This window comes from Halobellus ordinarius, from assembly GCF_031823395.1.
Taxonomy (GTDB): Archaea; Halobacteriota; Halobacteria; order Halobacteriales; family Haloferacaceae; genus Haloquadratum; species Haloquadratum ordinarius.
The window spans coordinates 344,703-363,630 of record NZ_JAVQKJ010000002.1 but is presented as its reverse complement, the minus strand read 5'-3'; the positions used below and the strand labels follow the sequence as shown (position 1 = coordinate 363,630).

Below are 18,928 nucleotides of genomic sequence, written 5' to 3'. Positions count from 1 at the left end.
GTCGCCGGACTCATACTGATTACTCCCCGTCGGCCGTCGACACGTCCGCCATCCGGTCGGAGAAGTCCCACGAGTGGACGCGGTCGGGTGCGATCCGGAGTTTGACCTCCTCGCGGTCAGGATCGAGGAGCATCCCGGCGAGGTCGTTGTCGGTCCCGCCGAGGTAGCGGTCGAACAGCGACCGCAGCAGCGCCTTGTCGACGTCGGGTTCGATCGTGACCGTGCCGCGACCGCGGACGCCCCGGTACGGCGGGTCGTTCGTCGAGATCTCGAACGCGACCGCGGGGTCGTGCCGCAGGTATTCGACGACGTCGGCGTCCGCACTCGTCGCACAGCGGAGTTCGGGCGGTGACTCGGCATCGCTCGCACTCGCGGTGTCGGAGTCGTCGGCGTCGACCCACGCATACCACAGCGAGAGCATCCAGAGGTTTCCGTCCGGCGTGTGATACGAGAGCCGAACGGGGACGCGCGTGGCGCGGAGGAACTCACTCGCCTCCGCCAGGGACCACGAACCGGTGACATACATACCCGATCCTCGGAGGCAACCGCAAAAAGCGCGCGGGCCGAATCCGCGGTGAGAGCCGCTCACAAACAGACAGATAATTGGCGGTCGACGGACCATACGGGTGTATGACCGATTACTTCGAGATCCACGGGCGTGACGGGGCCGCCCGACTCGGCGAACTCCGCCTGTCGGATCCGCTGACGACACCGGCGCTCGTCGACGGGAGCATCGACGACGCCGGGAGCCTCTGGACGGACGAGCGCGACGTCCCCAAAGGCTACCGGGAGATCCTGACAGTACTCCCGCATCGGGCGTTCCCGGCCGGGACCGACGAGCGCGTCGAGGAGGCCTTCGCCGTCGACTACCCCGACGTCGACTTCCCGAGCGCCGCGGTCGTCACGAGCCGAACTGCGGCAGACCACGGCGCGGACGCGTACATCCTCTCGGACGCTCAGGGGTTCGTCGGCCACGCCTCTGCCTTCCGCGACGAGATCATCGCCGCCCGGGAGGCGCTACCCGCCGATACGGCGCTGTATCTCTCCGGCGTCGCGACCCCGCGGAACGCCGCGACGCTCGTCTACGCGGGGGTGGACCTTCTCGACGCCAAGCGAGCGCGGGTCCGCGGGCTGCAGGGCTTCTATCTCACCTCGGAAGGGGAGCACTTCCTCGAAGACTTAGACGAACTCCCGTGTTCGTGCCCGGCGTGTCAGGGCAAGCGCCTCGACGTCGATCCCGACGATCCGTCCGGGGGCCCCTCCAGCGCCGCCCAGGCCGCGGCGTTCGACCGCGAGGACTGCGCCGACCACAACGAGTACGCACTCGAATCCGAACTCGCGACGATCCGGCGGCGGATCCGCGACGGCCGCCTCCGGGACTACATCGAGGGGCAGGCGCGCCACGACCAGTGGCTCACCGCCGCGTTCCGGGAATTCGACGACCAGTACACCTACCTCGAAGAACGGACGCCCGTCATCCGCGACACCGAACTCGCCGCGGCGTCGGAAGATACGCTCCGCCGCGTCGAGATCCAGCGGTTCGCCGAGCGCGTGACCGAACGCTACCGGAACCGCTTCTCGAATCCGCTCGTGCTCGTCCCCTGTTCGGCGACGAAACCGTACAGTGAGTCCCAGAGCCACGCCCAGTTCCACGACGCCATCCAGTACCGCGCCCATCAGGTCTCGATGACCTCCCCGATCGGCGTCGTGCCGATGGAACTGGAACTCACCTACCCCGCCCAGCACTACGACACGGTCGTCACGGGCCGGTGGTCCGAGGCCGAGAAGTCGTTCGTCGCGGACGTCCTCCGCCGGTATCTCGAACGCAACGAGTACCCGCGCGTCGTCGCCCACGTCCCCGAGGGCGGCTACCGCGAGATCTGCGAGCGCGTCGAGGCCGCCGTCGACGTCGACTTCGAGTACACCGTCGATGACCACCCGACGACGACGGCGTCGATCGGGAACCTCATGTCGACGCTCGACGGCGAACTGAAGTACGGCAAGCGAAAGCGACAGCACAACACGGTGAAGGCGCTCGCCGACTACCAGTTCGGCCCCGGCGCCGGCGACGACCTCTTCGCCGACGTCGAGTTGCGGACGACGAGCCGCTATCCCAAACTCCAGGTCCGAGACGGGGACAGCGAGGACGACAACGGGCCCGGAGAGCAGCTCGCCACGATGGTCCCGCAGTACGGCGTTCTCTCCTTCACGCTCGCCGGCGCGCGCGTCTGGGCCGACTCCGACGCGCCGACGAAGCGCGTCGAGATCGACGAGTTCGTCCCGCACGGGAGCGTGCTCGCGCCGGGCGTCGTCGACGCCGACGAGGACATCCGCGTCGGCGACGAGGTCGTCGTCGAGGGGCCGCGGGCCTTCGCCGTCGGCCGCGCGCGGATGTTCGGCGGCGAGATGGTCGAGTCGACGCGCGGCGAGGCGGTGCAGGTGCGCCACGTCGAAGAACGCGGGGAGTGAGGAATGCCACCGACTGTCGCGGCCTGCCAACTCGCGTTCGCCGACCTCGACGTCGCGGCCAACGTCGCCGCCGTCGAATCCCGCGTAGTCGGTCTGCCGGATCGGGTCGACGTCGCCGTCTTCCCGGAGCACACGCTCACCGGCTTCGTCGCCGACGAGCGCATCGACGACGTCGCACTCCCAGCGGACGACGGGCGCATCGACCGCCTGCAGGACATCGCAGCCGCGGAAAACACCGCACTCGTCGTCGGCTTCATCGAGACCGACGGCGAGGACCTGTACAACACGACCCTCTATCTCGCACCGGACGGCACGCGGGCCCGCTACCGAAAGCGACACCTGTGGTCGGGCGAGGAAGACGTCCTCGTCGCCGGCGAGGAGTTGACGACTGTCGAGACCCCCGCGGGCACGGCCGGACTGCTCACCTGTTACGACCTCAACTTCGTCGACGACAGCGCCGAGCTGACCCGGCGCGGCATCGACATCCTGTTTGTGAGCGGCGCCTGGCCCGGGACCTACAGCGAAAACTGGACGTTGCTGGTGCGCGCCCGGGCGCTCGACGGCGTCCGCTGGGCGGTCGGCGCGGGGCGCACCGGCCGCCGCGACATCCCGGACGCCAGCGTCGTCGAGTACGCCGGCCGGTCGCTCGTGGCGCGACCGGACGGCGGCATCCACGCGACACTCGACCGGCGGGAAGGCGACCTCGTCGCCGACCTCGACGGCGACACGCTCGCGGCCGCCCGCGACCTCGTGGGCGTCTCCCCCGGCTAAACCGCCGCCGACGGCGACTTTTTCACCCCGGCCGCCCTCGATGGCGGTATGTCAGGAGACAACTCCGACACGGACCGGGAACTCTCGCTCGGCGTCCCACAGCCGATCATCGACTCGCTGCCGGCCGACGGCGAAAGCGCCGCCGCGGATATGCAGGAGGCCGTTGCAGGGCTGGAGGGGAGCCTCAAGGATGCGATCGAATCCGCCGACTCGGAGTCGGAAGCGGCGGGCTACGCCGTCGACGCCATCGAGCACCTCGAAGACCGGATGGAGACCCACGACGAGTTCATCCCGGAGCTTCGGGCGTGGGGCCAGTCGCCGATCTACGCGATCGCGTGGCGAAACCTCTATGCGGAACTGATCGCCCAACTCTACGAGCACGACTGGCTCGCCGCGCACATCGACCGCGAGCGCAACTATCGCCTCGTCGAGGACGGGATCCGATTCGGGGACTAATAACGATTACTCTCGTCTCTTACCGCCGAGTGCCATCCCCGTTGACGGCGCCCCGGCGGTAAAAAGTGAGAATAATCATTATGAGACGGACTGCGGTAACCACGTACCGCTGATCGCAGCACCGGATGGCGTGAGCTGCGGTACGACGTTACAGCAGTTTGGCTGACAGGGAGCGAACGCTCACTGCTCGGGAGAGGAACCGACGCGGGCGGGCCGCCGAACAAGCTTAATCCGTCGATAGCTACGTCTAGATACTATGGATGCACTCGATCGGGTGAAAAAGCGATACGCGACGAGCCAGACGCTTATGGACCAGATCAGGTACGCTGCGGAGTCAATAAGTCTGCAGTTCGATCAGTGGGGCGAACAGCACGTCTCCGGCCCCAGCCTCTACTTTCTGATCGTCGCCGAGATGAGTTTCGACGGATACACTGACCCACTCGGCGCGAACAAGTGGCCGGTCAACCGGTGTAAAATCGTCACCGAATCGTTAGATACGTTCACCGAAGTCGCGCGAGACGTGGCGATGACGCAGGATGGGGCGATTATCGTCACCGCGGACGGGACGATCCAAGAACAGATGGTGCGTGTCCGGAATCCCCCGCGGGATGATGTCCCAGGCATCGACGAACTCAATCCCGCCGACTGGATGGGAACTAAACACCTGAGTGCACTGGAAACCTCGCTCCGTGAGGACGTCATCTGGGCGGTCACACTGAGCGAAGAGGACGGGCGCGTCACCACGTTCTTGGATGGGACGTATCGGGACTATCCTCGCGACGAAATCGGTGGCCGATGGCGCCCCGAATAGGAACCTGGTCCCGCACCGGAGAACAGGCACGGATATGCGACTGGAACGTCGATCTCAGTTCCGTTGGCTATTTCGATCTGTTCGTTCTGAGAGACGCTGTGTAATCGCGTGCGGCTATCGGAACTGCGGTGATCGGACCCTGGATGGTCAGTACACTCCTCCTTCCTGCCGATAAAGCCCTGCTTAAAATCTGATTCGGCTAAATCCGGCTAAACTTGAGCGGCAGTATTGACCTGTTTCTTATCAATCCCTCCCAACAATCAGGTATGATCAAGCGACGATCGAACATCGAACAGGGGAGAAAAACCGGGTGGAAGACCGTGGCCCAGCACGACTTCGGAGCGCTGACGGAACTCGACGCCACGATCGCCACCGCCCTGGGCGAAGACGGTTGTCTGGAGGACGGGCCGTTGTATCACGCGGTCGACGTCGAATCCGCCGAGCAGTTTCTCGCCTCCGCCGACGACGCCAGCGTGGTGTTCCCCGTCTCGGGACACAGCGTCCGCGTCTCGGCGGACGGGACGGTCGAAATCAGACAGGAGTCCGGAGACGCGCTCGGGGTGAGGCCTGTCGAACACTGAGTTAGGCTATCGAAACGGCCGGTACCGCATCGGGCAGTGACGAACACCTTTTTGCCAGGGACCGCTTCCAGTCGGCTGTGACCGACGACGCGCTGCACGTGCGCTACGAGGGCGACGACGACCCCGAGAAGTGCACAGCTCGGAAGCTCGCCCGCTTCGATCTCGTGGAGCTGCACCGGTCGGACCGCGAGACGCCGCACGGCGTCGTCCTCAATCCCCACGCCGAACGCGCGCTCTCACCGGCGGACGCCGACACGGGACCGCTCGTCGCGCTGGATTGCTCCTGGGAGTCCGCGGGCGAAGCCCGGTTTTCGCTGCCCGGCGAGCATCGCGCGTTACCGTATCTCGTGGCTGCGAACCCGGTCAACTTCGGCCGCCCGATGCAGTTGACGACGGTGGAGGCACTCGCCGCCGCGCTCACCATTTTCGGCCGGCGGGACCGCGCCAAATTGCTACTTTCGAAGTTTACCTGGGGCCACACGTTCCTGGAACTGAACGAGGAGCCGCTGACCCGCTATGCCGACTGCGAGGACTCGGCCGAAGTGATCGCCGTCCAAGAAGAGTACCTCGATCGGGGGGAGGAGTGAAATCGTTCAAACTGGCTCCGGGCCGGACGCTCAGCGGTTGAGCAACCCGCCGATTGCGCCACCGATGGCACTGTCGATCGCGAAAAGCAGCGTGATGACGATGCCCACGAGGAAGACCCCCGCCCCGCCGAGGATCCCACCCAGCGGTCCGCCGGCGAGCCCGATCACCCCGCCGAGTAACGCGGCGAGAAGCGAGACTGCGATCCCGGATAGCGACCCCGCGACAAGGCCGTTCCACGCGCCGTTGCCGACCCCGCCGGCGAGGTAGCCGGCGACGAATCCCCCGACGAGGCCGGCGCCGACCTGTCCGACGATTGGGAGCCACAGGCCGAACGTGCCGACGACGAGCATCACGACGAAACCGATACCGACGGCCCGCCAGTTCGTACTCATACTGCTGTGGACGCGTTTGACGGACAAAACCTTCGCGGCTATTCGTCGAAAAACTCGAACGCCCGCCGAACGGACGCGCTTTTACCGTTCGGCGATGTAACGTGAGTAATATGATTTTCGAGTCCCTTCCGACGACGCCCCGGTCGGAGGAACTTCTCGACAAGGCGTTCTCGCGGGCGGCCCGTGCTGGGCGGGCGAAGTCCGGGCTGGAGGCCCAGCAGTCGATGCTGCAGACGGCAGCCTCGATCCTCTCGGATAACTTGGAGAACGTCGTCACAGAGTGGCCCGACTTCGGGACGGTCGACCCGTTTTACTACGAGATTGCCGACGCCATCGTCGACGTCGACGAACTCAGACAGAGCCTCTCGGAGGTGACGTGGGCGAGCCGGCAGGTGGCCGAGCTCCGCCGGGAGTACCAGCCGAAGCTCCGGAAGACGGACCCCGAGGCGGCTCGAAAACACCGGAAGCAGGCGTTCGCCCGGATGGCCGATGTCGTCGAGGAGGTCGCCGGCGACCTCGAACGGATCGGCGAGGCCCGTGACGCGCTAAAGAACCTCCCGGACATCCGCCCGGACGAACCGGCCATCGTCGTCGCCGGCTACCCCAACGTCGGCAAGTCCTCCTTCGTCAACGGGGTCACGCGGGCGACAAACGAGATTGCCCGCTACCCCTTCACCACCAAGGGCGTCCACGTCGGCCACTTCGAGCGCGACCGGATCCGGTATCAGATCATCGACACGCCGGGACTGCTCGACCGGCCGGCGGCCGAGCGGAACGACATCGAGCGGCAGGCGGCCAGCGCGCTCGAACACCTCGCGGACGCGGTCATCTTCGTCCTCGACGCCAGCGAAGCGTGCGGCTATCCACTCGAATCGCAACTGGAACTGCGTGACTCCGTCGCCGCACGCTTCCGTGAACGCGACGTGCCGGTGCTGACGGTGAACAACAAGAGCGACCGCTCCCACGACGTCGACGCTGACTATCAGATGAGCGTCGAAACCGGTGACGGCGTCGACGCGGTACTCGATGCGGCCGTCGAGGCTGTCGGCTGGGAACCGGACATTCCGCCATCCCGCCAAGAATAAGCACGGGGGTGGAGAAACGGACCGGTGGACGGAACGGCCGCCACCGATAGATAATGATCGAACCCGCCACTGCGCCGCTGTCGGAACTCATCCTCCGGCTTTTGGTCGCATTGGGCCTCGGCGCGCTCCTCGGGTTAGAACGCGAGCAAAGCGAGTCTGGGGGGAGCTTCGCTGGGAGCCGGACGTTCCCGCTTTTCGCGCTCTACGGGGCGCTCGTCTACGCGTTCTTCCCGGACGTGCTGCCGCTCGCGTTCGGGATTCTCGTCGTGCCCCTGACTGTCGCATACGGCGCGAAGGTCCGCTACGAGCGCGACCTCGGTCTGACGACGCTGATGGCGGCGCTGCTTGCGGTTCTGCTCGGCGCGATGACGATGCATTCGGATCAGGGAGCGACGCTCGCCGTCGTCGTCGGCGGGATCGTCACGGTGTTGCTCTCGGTGAAGGATCCGATCCACAAGTTCGCAGACCGGATCGAGAAGAGCGAACGACGCGCGTCGGCGAAGTTCATCCTCATCGTCCTCGTCGTCCTCCCGTCGCTCCCGAACCGGTCCCTGGAGGTACTCTACGGACTCAACCCGCGGTTCGTCTGGCTGATGGTCGTGTTCGTTACCGGGTTGGGATTCGTCGCGTATCTCCTGGGCCGCGTTCTGGGCCCCGAACGCGGGATCGCCGTCACCGGGGTGATCGGGGGGTTCGTCTCCTCGACGGCGACGACGGTGTCGATGGCGGGCAAGACCGCACAAAACGAGACGCTGTATCGCGTCTGCGCGTTTGCCGTCGTTACCGCGTCGGTCGTGATGTTCCCCCGCGCGCTCGTGGAGGTCTCGGTAGTCAATCCCGCCCTCCTCCCGAGCGTCGCGCTCCCGATGGGGGCGATGACCGTGGTCGGCGCGGTCGCGGCGGCCGTGCTGTACTGGCGGACGTCGGCCGAGGAGACGGTCGAACCGGACGAACTGAACAACCCGTTTCGGCTGCGTCCGGCGCTTTTGTTCGGCGCGATCTTCGCGGTCGTGCTCCTCGTCTCGGAGTACGCGAACCAGTGGCTGGGCGCGTCGGGAATCTACGCAACCGCGTTCTTTTCCGGACTCGCCGACGTCGACGCGATGACGCTCACGCTGAGCAGACTCGCCGCCGAGGGGACGGTCTCGACGGAAGTGGCAACGACCGGGATCGTCATCGCCGCGATCGCGAACACGTTCGTCAAGGCCGCCTTAGCGTTCCTCCTCGGCACCTATCGACTCGGACGGCTCGTCGTGCTCGTGTTGGGCACTGTCGTCGCCAGCGGCGTCGTCATTCTCGCGCTGACGGTCTGACCGTCCCGATTCGGGCCGCAAATCAGCCGGTCGACTGCTATTCGACGGCGGTGTACGTCACGTCGACGGTCGCCGAGACGGTCACCGATCCGGCGTCGAACTGCGTCGGCGCGCCGCCGCTGTCGGCTGCGGTCGCACGCACTTCGTAGGCTGGTGCGTGACCGCCGCCGGTCGCTGCCGATTTGACGCCGGTCACGGTCAGGTCGGCCGATGACGCGATAACGTCGGCATCGGCTCGCGCGTCACTCATCGCACGTTCGAGCGCCTCTTCGCGGAGTTCCGCGCGGGTCTCGTCGGTGAGCGTGAACTGCACGCTCCGAACCTCGCTCGCGCCGTTGCCGACTGCGGTGTCGACGACGGTACCGGCCGCGTCGGGCGTCGTCTCGATGCGGAAGGCGTGGACCGCCTCGTACCCGACGATCTCGCGCTGCTCGGTCTTGCGGTCGACGTCCGAGATCGCCCGGACGCGGTAGGCGGCGGTCGTCACCGCGTCGTCGTCGACGCCCGCACCGCGGAGCGCCTCACGCATCGTCGAGGCGTTCGCGGCCACGGATTCACGGGCGGCCTCGGCGCTGTCCGCACGGGCAGTGACGGCGACGGTCACGATGGCCCGGTCGGCGTCGGCAGAGACTTCGCCGCTGCCGCTCGTGGAAATCGTCCGCTGTGATTCGGCGGGCGCGTCGCTGCCGGTGGTCTGGAGGGGAGCACTGCATCCTGCGAGCAAGAGGAGCGCTGCGATCACGATGGCACCGATACCGAGTCGTCGGTTCATACCCGTCAGTACGTCGGCACAGATAATCAACGCGCGCTTGACAAAAGGAACTGTTTGAGTCTTTCGGAGCGTGCGGTGGCTTACCCGGCGGCGCGGTCGACGGCGACGTACTGGATCTCGACGCGGACGTCCCGCTGTCCGAACGGGCCGATCGGCTCGGGGGCCAGGTCAGTGACGCGCTCACGGATACGCGGGCCGACGTCGGGCGGCGACTCCGACGGCGGGTATCCGACGGTCACGACGACGGTCCGCGGAGTCTGTAAGGGGAACCCCTCGTAGACCACCTCTAAATCGAGCAGCGTCGCCTCCGGCGGCAGTTCAGCCTCGATGGCGGCGGTGGCGTTCTCGTCGAAGTCGGCGGTCCGGTAGGAACTGTACGTGAACGCACCGAGTAACCCCGTGAGAAGCAGGAGGACCACAGCCAGCGCCGCGATCCGCTTGATCGTCGATGCGCGTGCCTCCTCCTCCCGGAACCAGAGTTTCGGTCGGTAGCCCATCCGCCAGAGCACGATGAGCGCGACGAGGTTGATCGCGAGGATGTTCACGAGGACGAGCACTGCGGAGCCGAGAACGGCTTCCGGCGCCCCCCAGGCGATACCGATCCCGACGACCGCCGTCGGCGGGACCAGGGCAGCGGCGATCATCACACCGACGAGCGCCGAGGAGACCCCGGAGGCGAGCGAGACGGCGCCCGCTGCGCCCGCTCCGAGCGCGATCACGAGCGAGAGAACGTCCGGGGCGAGTCGTTCCCGGACCTCGCCGATCGCGAACACCTCCCCGGCGGAGAGTGGAACGATGTTGGCCGACCGGATCAGGTACGCGAAGATAGCGGCCGCACCGATGGCGATGACGCCGCCGAGCGCCTGGAGTTTGATGCCGCGGACGGCGAGTTTGTTGTCGTCGACGACGGTCCCGACACTCGCGGCCATCGCGGGACCGATCAACGGCGCGATCACCATCGAACCGACGACGACCGCAGGCGAGTCAAGGAGAAGCCCGGCGGTCGCGACGATCGCACTGACCGCGGTCATCAGCACGTACGGCCGGATCGTCGGCGACATCTCCTCGGCGCGGGCGACGAGTTCCTCGCGGGCGATGCGGTCGCCGTTGCTGGCCTCTTCCTCGTCGGACTCGTAGCGTTCTTTCAGCTTCTCGAAGCGATCGGAGACGACCGTCTCGGCCTGAACAATCACGGTGTAGGCGTTCCGCTCGATGCCGACGCCGCGGAGGTCCTCCAGAATCGGCTCGACTGCCGCCGTCGGCAGCGGGAAGGTGACGACGGCGGTGTAGTCCCGGCCGCTGGTCTCGTCGGAGACGGCGTAATCGACGTCCTCCTCGTCAAGGACGTCGAGGACGGCCTCGCGTTTCCCCGTCGGAACCATCACCTGAACGAGTCGCACACCGGGCGGTCACGCCGGCGGGACAAGAATCCGACGGGTGGCGGCGGAAGGAGATCGAACCCCCATCCGATGGGTGGCGACGGAAGGAAATCGAACATCCATCCGTCGGGTGGCGGCGGAGGGATATCGGACACTCATCCGACGATCGGCTCGCGGTGGAAGGCGAACAGCCGGCACGACCCCAGATCCCCGCGCCGGTGTGCCGGACAACCGCGGACGGCGCGGGGCCGAATCTACGTCACGGGGACGCTGGCCCCGCGATCGGATATAAACCTGCGCCCCAAGCACTCATATCGATCGCAGCCCCAGACCTACGCGATGCGGCGTGTCTCGGTGGCGAACCTGCTCAGGCCGTTCGAGAACGGGGTGCGCTCCGCCCTCGCCCAGCACCGCTCGCTGTCGGCGCCGGTCACCGACTTCCTCGCGGTCGCGGTGTGTGCGGTGTACGCGGCACAGGCGTTCGGGACCGCCCTCTGGGACGCCCCCTCGGTGTTCGTGACGACGAACTACGTCTACCTCCAGGCGCCGTGGCTCGCGTGGCCCCTGTCGCCGCTGCTTCACGGCGGCCTCGAACACGTCGTCCCGAACGTCGTCACGCTGTTCGCGTTCGCCCGGATCGCCGAGTCGCACCTCTCGACCCGACGTTACGCCGCGATGGCAGCGATCGCGGCCGTCGGATCGATCGCGGCGCTGGCGTGGTGGGGGACCGTTTTCGGCGCCGACGCCCACATCGCCGTCTACGGAATCAGCGGCGTCGTCTTCGCGGCCGCCGGGTTCGCCGTAGTCCACCTCCCCGACCACGGACGGGTGACCGATCCCGAACTGCTCGCGGTGCTCTTCGGCGTCTGTGCCGTCGGCCTCGTCGGCGTCCAGTCGCTCGGTGCACTCGTGCTTCTGTCGCCGGCGACGGTCAACGTCGGCCACGCGGTGGGGCTCCTCGTCGGCGTCGGGACCGGGCTCACTGTCGATAGCGACTGCGCCGACCACGGATCACGGAACTCTGACCACCGCTCGGACGGACACACCGGGGCGTCAGTGGCGGATATTTCCCCCACAGAGGGGGCCGACGAGGAGTAGAATTATGACGGATCGTTCCCATCGTGGGGACGATGGAGGACAGCGAGTACGACGAACTCACCGCGTCGCTGACGCCGCACGAGTCGGCCGGCGGGGTGACGACGTATCGGAACACCGTGAGCATCGCCTGTCCCGCGTGCGGTGACCCGTTCGACGACCTGGTCATATGCGAGGACGAGTACAACAGCCTCGAACTCAGTATGCTGCTCGACCTCTGTGTGACGACACACGAGGACGAAGTCCTGCTTTTCACGCACAAGCAGTAGCTGGGACGCCCACGCCCCCGCCACAGGCGTCGTCGCGGGAAAGGCGGCGTGACGAAAGGACGACAGGCGTCGTCGCGGGAAGGGTAGCGTGACGAAAGGACGACAGGCGTCGTCGCGGGAAGGGTAGCGTGACGAAAGGACGACAGGCGTCGTCGCGGGAAGGGTAGCGTGACGAACGGCGTGGGATCGGCCCCGATCTCACTCTCGATTATCGAGTGTTTCGGGCGGCAGTCCCTGCTCGTTGATCACGGTCCCGTCCTCGTCGACGGTGACGATCCCGCGGTTGTTCACCGCGTGGGCGTCGAGGCCGACCTCCTCTAAGAACTGCTTGTAGAGCCGTTCGGCAGTCTCGCCGTCTTTCTGCTGCTCGGAGGCGTGGTCGCACAGTTCCACCAGTTCCTCCGGGACGTCGTTCTCGTGGACGATCCAGTGGTTGATCAGATCCGACAGCCGGCGGATCGGGGAGGTGAAGTGGCCGTAGATGTCGAAGTTCAGCGCGTAGTGGCCACCGAAGGGGTCGTTCATATACTTCGCGCGGGGCATCACCTTGAGCACGGCGCGCTGGATCTTGTTGAGCGCCCGCTTTTCGGAGTTCTCTAAGGCGTCGTTGACGGCTTTCCGCGGGTCGTCCCAGGAGGCCCCGGAGATGTTCACGCCGTCGAGTTCGGTGATCTCCCGCAGCGCATCGTCCCACTGATCGGGGGTCGGCTGCGGGTGGACCCGGTACATCGCCTCGACGCCGCGGTTCCACATCAGTTCGTGCGTGACGGCCTTGTTGGCCTTCAGCATACACTCCTCGATGATCGTGTGCGCGCGGTCCCGGCTGGGGTTCAGGACGAGCGAGCCGTCCTCCTTCCGCTGTTCGTGCAGCTGTTCCGCCAGCGCGTAGACGAGGACGTTCTCCTCGTGGAGCGGCGCCTCGGGGTCGTCGAGGCGGTGCTCACACTGCGTGTACGTCAGCCGTTCGTCGGAGTGAATCACCGACTTGTAGATGTCGACCGTCTCGAAGGATAGCGTCTCTTTGCTGATCTCCATCTCCACGGTGTGGGCCAACCGATCTTCGCCTGCAACGAGCGAGCATACCGTCTCCGCGAGGACCGGCGGGAGCATATGGACCGTATAGGCCGGGAGATACACCGTGTTCCCGCGTTCGACTGCCTCTTCCCACATCTCCGAGTCCGGGTGGACGTAATGAGTGACGTCGGCGATGTGGACCCACAGCGTGTAGGTCTCCTCGTCTTCGCGGATACTGAGCGCGTCGTCGAAGTCCTGGGCGTCGACCGGGTCGGTCGTCCACGTCGTCAGGTCACGGAGGTCCCGGCGGTCGTCGAGTTCCGCCTCGATCTCCTCCTGCACGCCCTCGGTCCGTGAGCGCGCCTCGGAAAGCACCGCCGGCGGGAACTCGTCGCGGAGCTCGAACTCCGCGAAGAGCTCCTCGCGTTTCTCCTGCAGCTGCCGGGCGACGTCGGGCGAGATCTCGACGGGGCCCTGGCCCTCGGCCGTCCCGGCCTGTGACTGCGCGTCGTTTGACATACCGGGTTCTACTGTCGAGAGGTAGTTAGTGGTGTCGCACCGGGGAGACCGAACCGCTCGGGACCGGATCAAGCCAGGGATCGCCCCCGGCGACGCCGCTATGCGAACGATGCCAGTGTCGTGCGTCGGTTTTCGCGACCGAAAGCGGTAGGGGTTTATCCGGGCCGCGTGCAACACTGCCTCGTGTCCCGCCGTCGTCTCCCCGGAGAAATGCGCCGTGGCCTCCGCGACGTCGCGCCCATTATGCTCGGGGTCGCGCCGTTCGCCCTCGTCGCCGGCGCGGCCGCCGTCGACGCCGGACTGACCCCGATGCAGGCTGTCGGCCTGTCGGTCGTCGTCTTCGCGGGCGCCTCCCAGTTGGCCGCGATCGATCTGTTCGGCAGCGACGCCGCGCTCGCCGTGATCGTCCTGACCGGCGTCGTGATCAATCTCCGGATGGCAATGTACTCCGCGTCGATCGCGCCACACTTCCGCCCGCTGCGGGCCCGCTGGAAGGCGGCCTGTTCGTACATCCTCACCGATCAGGCGTACGCGCTGTCGATCGCCCGCTACGCCAACGAGGAACTCGACGCGACCGAGCGGCGGCGCTACTATCTGACGGTCGCCGGCTCGCTGTGGGTGATCTGGCAGTGCTGTACGCTCCTCGGCATCGTCGTGGGGGCGCGCGTCCCCGACTCGTGGGGGCTGGAGTTCGCCGTCCCGCTCGTGTTCCTGAGCCTTCTGGTCCCGGCGGTCTCCTCGCGGCCGAAACTGGTCGCAGCGCTCGTCGGCGGCGGCGTCGCCGTCGCGGGCGACGTTTTCGCGGTTCCGCTCGATCTCGGCCTGATCGCGGGCAGCATCGCGGGAGTCGCCGCGGGAGTCGCCACGGACGCGTGGCTGGCAGACGGGAGTGCAGGAAGCGCGGGCGAAGACGGGGGGTCGCACTGATGCCGACCGAGTACGGCGCGGTGGCGATCTGGGCGGTAATCGTCGTCTTGGGCGTCGCGACGTTCAGCATCCGGTCGTCCTTTGTCTTCCTGCTCGGCCGCATCGACGACCTCCCGGACCGCGCACGAAACGCGCTACGGTTCGTTCCGCCCGCAGTGTTCGCCGCGCTCACGCTGCCGGCGATCGTCGCGCCCGAGGGCTCGATCGCGATCGCCGGCAACCTCCGGTTGGTCGCGGGGGTCGTCGCCGCCGCTGTCGCGTGGTACGTCGACGACATCCTCGCGACGATCGTCGCCGGGATGGTCGCGCTGTGGGTGCTGCGGTTCGGGCTGGGACTCGGGTGATCGTTTCCGAACTCACAGTCGATCTCGGATGATCATTTCCGAACTCGCAGTCGATCCGTGGTCCGGTTTCGGTGGCCGACTCGCCCGCGTGCTGTGAGGTCTCGTGCGCCCGAGAAATTAAACCGGCTCGGCGTGTCGTGCCGCTATGGACTGGCGGACGGCGGAGGCGACCCTCGATTACGAGCCGGTGACCGAGCCGACCGTCTCGCGGCTGTTCGAGGCGGCCGCGACGCGGCACGCCGACGCCGTCGCGCAGCGATACAAGGGCGGGATCTACGACCGCTCGCTGGCCGCTGCGGACGTCGTTCCCGCCGCGCCGAACGGCGGATACGCCGACCTGACGTTCGCCGAGATGCGCGAGATCGTCCGCCGACTCGCCGCCGGGTTCCGAGCGATCGGCGCCGGCGCCGACGATCGGGTTGGCATCCTCGCGAATACCCGACTGGAGTGGGCGCAGACCGACTTCGGGCTCCTCGCAGCGGGAGCGGTCGTCACGACAGTGTACCCCTCCTCTTCGGAGTCGCAAGTGGAGTATCTCCTCTCGGATCCCGGCGCATCGGGCGTCGTCGTCGAGAACGCCGAACTGCTCTCCCGGGTGCTCGCCGTCGAGGAAACCCTCGATCTCGACTTCGTGGTCGTGATGGACGAGATCCCCGACGGCAGCGGGATGGCCGGAGCTGCTCGCGACCGGGACGACATCTATTCCCTCGCGGCGGTGTACGAGCGCGGAGCGGCGAGGTTCGACGAGGGGGAATACGAGCCGTGGCTCGATGCGCGCGCCCCCGACGATCCCGCCTCCCTCATCTACACCTCCGGGACGACCGGCCGCCCGAAGGGCGTCGAACTCACGCACGGGAACTTCCGGGCGAACGTCGAGCAGTGCTACAGGCGGTTCAGGAATCGCCCGGAGAGCCCGATCACGGGGCTCTCCCCGGACTCGACGACGCTCTCCTTTCTCCCGCTGGCACACGTCTTCGAGCGGCTGGTCGGGCACTTTCTGATCTTCGCCGCCGGTGCAACCGTCGCCTACGCGGAGAACCCCGACACGCTCCGGGACGATTTCCGGACCGTCCGGCCGACGGTCGGAACGAGCGTCCCGCGGGTCTACGAGAAACTCTACGACGCGGTCCGCGCCGCGGCCCGGGAGTCGCCGGTGAAACGGCGGCTCTTCGAGTGGGCCGTCGACGTCGGGCGGACCTATCAGGCGACGGACGACCCCGGACGGCTACTGACCGGGAAGTACCGTCTCGCGGATCGGCTCGTGTTCTCACAGGTGCGGGAAGCGCTCGGCGGTCGGATCGAGTTGCTCATCAGCGGCGGCGGGAGTCTCTCCCCGGAACTGTGCCGCCTGTATCACGCGATGGGGCTGCCGATCCTGGAAGGCTACGGGCTCACGGAGACGGCGCCCGTGCTCGCCGCAAATCCGCCCGCGGCGCCGTCGATCGGCACCATCGGGCCGCCGCTCTATGACGTCGACGTCCGCCTCGATTCGACGGCAACGACAGCGGAGATGGCGAGCGACGATGGCGAGGTCGGCGAACTGCTCGTCCGCGGGCCGAACGTCTTCGACGGCTACTGGAACCGCCCGGAGGAGACTGCCGCGGCGTTCACCGACGACGGGTGGTTCCGGACGGGCGACGTCGTCGAACAGCGACCGGACGGGTATCTCGTCTTTCGCGAGCGGGCAAAGCGGCTTCTCGTCCTCTCGACGGGCAAGAACGTCGCCCCCGGCCCGATCGAGGACGCCGTCGCCGCCAGCCCGGCGGTCGAATCGTGTCTCGTCGTCGGCGACGGGCGAAAGTTCGTCGCCGCCCTTGTCGTTCCCGACGTCGACGGCCTCCGCGAGTGGGCTGACGGCGAAGGGATCGACCTGCCGGACGACCGGACGGCGCTCTGTCGGGACGACCGCGTCCGGGCGCGCGTGGAACGCGAAATCGACGCCGTCAACGACGAACTGGAGTCCTACGAGCGGATCAAACGGTTCCGCCTCGTCCCGGAACCGTTCTCCACGGAGAACGACACGCTGACGCCGACGATGAAAAAGCGGCGGAAGAGTATTCTCGACCGGTACGCGGAGATGGTTTCGTCGCTGTACGACAGCAGCGAGTCGTCGACCGGCCGGTAGAATATTGCATTTGTTTAGCAATACGGGGTTTCCTCACCGGATCGTGTCGTCCGGCGATTGTCGAAATTCCGTCCGGAATATGGGGATTTATACCCCTCCGCGGGTTTCAAATCGACGTATGGAGGGCCCATAGTGGCAGCCGAAAGCGGAGCGAACCTCATCCCCATCGTGGCCGCGATCATCGGGATCGGCGTCGTCGCGCAGGTCCTCGCGGACCGTTTTCAGGTGCCGAGCGTCGTGTTCCTCATCGCCGCGGGGATCATCCTCGGGCCGGAAGTGCTGGGGATCGTCGGGCCGGACTCCTTCGGCAACGCCTTAGGTGCCATCGTCGGGCTCTCGGTGGCGATTATCGTCTTCGAGGGGGCGTTTCACCTGCACATCGACAAACTCCGCGAGGCGCCGAAGGAGACGGTAAAGCTCGTCACGATCGGCGCTGCCATCGCGTTCGTCGGCACGAGCGTCGCGGTGCACTTTCTGCTCGGCGCGCAGTGGGACGTCGCCTTTCTCATCGGCGCGCTCCTGGTCGCGACCGGCCCGACGGTCGTCACGCCGATCCTCGCGGTCGTCCCGACGCGGGATCGGGTGGAGGCGGCGCTGGAGACCGAGGGGATCGTCAACGACGTGACGGCGGCGATCCTCGCGATCGTCATCTTCGAGGCGATCCGCGTCGGCCTCGACGAACCGGTCGCGCTGGTGCCGCTGTTCGCCGAACGACTCGGCATCGGCGTCGTCGTGGGCGGGGTCGTCGCCGCGATCCTGTTTTATTCGCTTCGGTACATCGACCTCTCGCCGGGGAACGCGCCGCGGAACGCCCGGTTGCTCGTGCTCGCGGGGGCGCTCGTCGCCTACGGCGCCGCCGACACCATCGCGACCGAGGCGGGGATCGCCGCTGTCGCGACTGCGGGTGTCCTCCTGGGCAATGTGGACATCCCGTACGAGGAAGACATCTCCGCGTTCAAGGGCGACATCACCCTCATCGTCCTCTCCTTCGTCTTCATCGCCCTCGCGGCGCTTCTGCGGTTCGACATCCTCCGGACGATCGGCCTGCGGGGGCTCCTCGTCGCCGGCGCCGTCGCGCTCGTGCTCCGCCCGATCCTGGTGTTCGTGTCGGCGACGGGAGATCGCTTCACGACCGGCGAGAAGTGGTTTATGAGCCTCGTCGGGCCCCGGGGGATCATCCCCGCGTCCGTCGCGACCCTCTTCGCCATCGAACTCCGGAACGCGGGGCAGCCGGGGTCGGCAGATCTGCTCGTCGGGACGGTCTTTCTCGTCATCCTCGTGACGGTCGTGCTGGAAGGTGGCTTCGCTCGACAGATCGCAGAATACCTCGACATCATCCCAATGCGCATACTCATCATCGGAGGCGGACGAGTGGGCCGAACGCTCGCCGAACGCCTCGAAGGCCGCGGAGAGAACGTCGTTATCGTCGAAAAACGAGAAGAAAACGTCGAAACCGCACGAAACGCCGGGTTCACCGTCCACCAGGGGGACGGCACCGACACGGACGTGTTGCGCTCGGCCGGCGGCGAGAACGCCCGGATCGTGGTCGGCGCGACCGGCGACGACGACGTGAACCTGCTGGTCTCGCAACTGGCCCGGTCGAAGTTCGAACCGGAGACGATCCTCGCGCGGGTGAACCAGCCCGATAACGCCGAGGCGTTCGAGGAACTCGGCGTCCGGGCGATTTCGGCGTCGCTGGCGACGGCACAGGCGATGGACAATTACATCGAACGCCCGTCGATGATGGACTGGATGGGCGAGATCGGCCACTCCGGCGACATTCAGGAGATCGAGGTCACCGCCGAGAAGCTGATCGGGACGACGATCGGCGAGGTCGGCCCACAACTGCCGGACGACTGCCTGATCGCGCTCGTCCAGCGGGACGGCGAGACGAAGGTTCCCGATTCGGAGTTGAAACTCCAGAAGGGCGACCGGATCACGATCATCGGCGGCCGCGAGGAAGTCCAGGAAGCGATCGAGTTCGTCCACCCCGATATGTGAGACGGGAAAACGTGATC

Annotated in this window: 19 protein-coding genes; 14 read left to right on the top strand and 5 right to left on the bottom strand. The window is 66.8% G+C overall.

Annotated elements, in window-relative coordinates; genetic code table 11:
* Positions 1-19 precede the first annotated feature (19 nt).
* Positions 20-526, bottom strand: a complete 507-nt coding sequence (locus tag RJT48_RS02120; protein WP_311170579.1) for a pyridoxamine 5'-phosphate oxidase family protein — start codon at positions 524-526, stop codon at positions 20-22.
* 104 nt (positions 527-630) lie between these two features.
* Between RJT48_RS02120 and arcS the strand changes: the two genes are divergently transcribed.
* From arcS to RJT48_RS02090, 6 genes are all read left to right on the top strand, one after another.
* Positions 631-2,469: an archaeosine synthase subunit alpha gene (gene arcS, locus RJT48_RS02115; RefSeq protein ID WP_311170578.1), complete on the top strand. Its 1,839-nt coding sequence runs from the start codon at positions 631-633 to the stop codon at positions 2,467-2,469.
* Positions 2,470-2,472: 3 nt separating this feature from the next.
* On the top strand, positions 2,473-3,240 hold the full coding sequence (locus tag RJT48_RS02110; protein ID WP_311170577.1) for a carbon-nitrogen hydrolase family protein: 768 nt from the start codon (positions 2,473-2,475) through the stop codon (positions 3,238-3,240).
* 48 nt (positions 3,241-3,288) lie between these two features.
* Entirely contained in the window at positions 3,289-3,696 is a 408-nt protein-coding gene (locus RJT48_RS02105; protein WP_311170576.1) for a DUF7971 family protein, read from the top strand.
* A 256-nt stretch (positions 3,697-3,952) separates the two neighbouring features.
* The gene (locus RJT48_RS02100) at positions 3,953-4,507 is read left to right on the top strand and encodes a hypothetical protein (protein WP_311170575.1); all 555 of its coding nucleotides are present in this window, start codon (positions 3,953-3,955) and stop codon (positions 4,505-4,507) included.
* Positions 4,508-4,773: 266 nt separating this feature from the next.
* On the top strand, positions 4,774-5,088 hold the full coding sequence (locus tag RJT48_RS02095; protein ID WP_311170574.1) for a HalOD1 output domain-containing protein: 315 nt from the start codon (positions 4,774-4,776) through the stop codon (positions 5,086-5,088).
* Positions 5,089-5,165: 77 nt separating this feature from the next.
* A complete protein-coding gene (locus tag RJT48_RS02090; RefSeq protein WP_311170573.1) occupies positions 5,166-5,675 on the top strand; it encodes a DUF367 family protein in 510 nt (169 codons plus the stop codon).
* Positions 5,676-5,705: 30 nt separating this feature from the next.
* Here RJT48_RS02090 and RJT48_RS02085 read toward each other — a convergent pair whose 3' ends face one another.
* Positions 5,706-6,068, bottom strand: a complete 363-nt coding sequence (locus RJT48_RS02085; RefSeq protein ID WP_311170572.1) for a DUF5518 domain-containing protein — start codon at positions 6,066-6,068, stop codon at positions 5,706-5,708.
* Positions 6,069-6,178: 110 nt separating this feature from the next.
* Between RJT48_RS02085 and RJT48_RS02080 the strand changes: the two genes are divergently transcribed.
* Together RJT48_RS02080 and RJT48_RS02075 are read left to right on the top strand one after the other, a co-directional pair.
* Positions 6,179-7,153: an NOG1 family protein gene (locus tag RJT48_RS02080; RefSeq protein ID WP_311170571.1), complete on the top strand. Its 975-nt coding sequence runs from the start codon at positions 6,179-6,181 to the stop codon at positions 7,151-7,153.
* Positions 7,154-7,206: 53 nt separating this feature from the next.
* Entirely contained in the window at positions 7,207-8,466 is a 1,260-nt protein-coding gene (locus RJT48_RS02075) for an MgtC/SapB family protein (RefSeq protein ID WP_311170570.1), read from the top strand.
* 37 nt (positions 8,467-8,503) lie between these two features.
* Here the strand turns inward: RJT48_RS02075 and RJT48_RS02070 are convergent, their stop codons facing one another.
* Together RJT48_RS02070 and RJT48_RS02065 are read right to left on the bottom strand one after the other, a co-directional pair.
* Positions 8,504-9,238 (bottom strand): SIMPL domain-containing protein, encoded by a 735-nt coding sequence (locus tag RJT48_RS02070; protein WP_311170569.1) that lies wholly within the window; start codon positions 9,236-9,238, stop codon positions 8,504-8,506.
* Between the two features lie 80 nt (positions 9,239-9,318).
* Positions 9,319-10,638, bottom strand: coding sequence for a TIGR00341 family protein (locus tag RJT48_RS02065; RefSeq protein ID WP_311170568.1), 1,320 nt, complete (start codon positions 10,636-10,638; stop codon positions 9,319-9,321).
* A 318-nt stretch (positions 10,639-10,956) separates the two neighbouring features.
* On the opposite strand from RJT48_RS02065, the gene RJT48_RS02060 reads away from it, so the two are divergent.
* Positions 10,957-11,715: a rhomboid family intramembrane serine protease gene (locus tag RJT48_RS02060; protein WP_311170567.1), complete on the top strand. Its 759-nt coding sequence runs from the start codon at positions 10,957-10,959 to the stop codon at positions 11,713-11,715.
* A 32-nt stretch (positions 11,716-11,747) separates the two neighbouring features.
* Entirely contained in the window at positions 11,748-11,981 is a 234-nt protein-coding gene (locus RJT48_RS02055; RefSeq protein WP_311170566.1) for a DUF7385 family protein, read from the top strand.
* Positions 11,982-12,179: 198 nt separating this feature from the next.
* Here the strand turns inward: RJT48_RS02055 and RJT48_RS02050 are convergent, their stop codons facing one another.
* Positions 12,180-13,514 carry a ribonuclease catalytic domain-containing protein gene (locus RJT48_RS02050; RefSeq protein ID WP_311170565.1) on the bottom strand — a complete coding sequence of 445 codons (1,335 nt, stop codon included), beginning with the start codon at positions 13,512-13,514 and terminating at the stop codon, positions 12,180-12,182.
* Between the two features lie 210 nt (positions 13,515-13,724).
* On the opposite strand from RJT48_RS02050, the gene RJT48_RS02045 reads away from it, so the two are divergent.
* The 4 genes from RJT48_RS02045 to RJT48_RS02030 all read left to right on the top strand — a co-directional run bounded on the left by RJT48_RS02045 (position 13,725) and on the right by RJT48_RS02030 (position 18,911).
* Positions 13,725-14,441: an AzlC family ABC transporter permease gene (locus RJT48_RS02045; RefSeq protein ID WP_311170564.1), complete on the top strand. Its 717-nt coding sequence runs from the start codon at positions 13,725-13,727 to the stop codon at positions 14,439-14,441.
* Entirely contained in the window at positions 14,441-14,785 is a 345-nt protein-coding gene (locus tag RJT48_RS02040) for an AzlD domain-containing protein (protein ID WP_311170563.1), read from the top strand. Before RJT48_RS02045 ends, RJT48_RS02040 begins: the two co-directional genes overlap by 1 nt.
* 145 nt (positions 14,786-14,930) lie before the next feature.
* Positions 14,931-16,910, top strand: coding sequence for an AMP-dependent synthetase/ligase (locus RJT48_RS02035; RefSeq protein WP_311170562.1), 1,980 nt, complete (start codon positions 14,931-14,933; stop codon positions 16,908-16,910).
* A 132-nt stretch (positions 16,911-17,042) separates the two neighbouring features.
* A complete protein-coding gene (locus tag RJT48_RS02030) occupies positions 17,043-18,911 on the top strand; it encodes a cation:proton antiporter domain-containing protein (protein ID WP_311170561.1) in 1,869 nt (622 codons plus the stop codon).
* Positions 18,912-18,928: the final 17 nt, after the last annotated feature.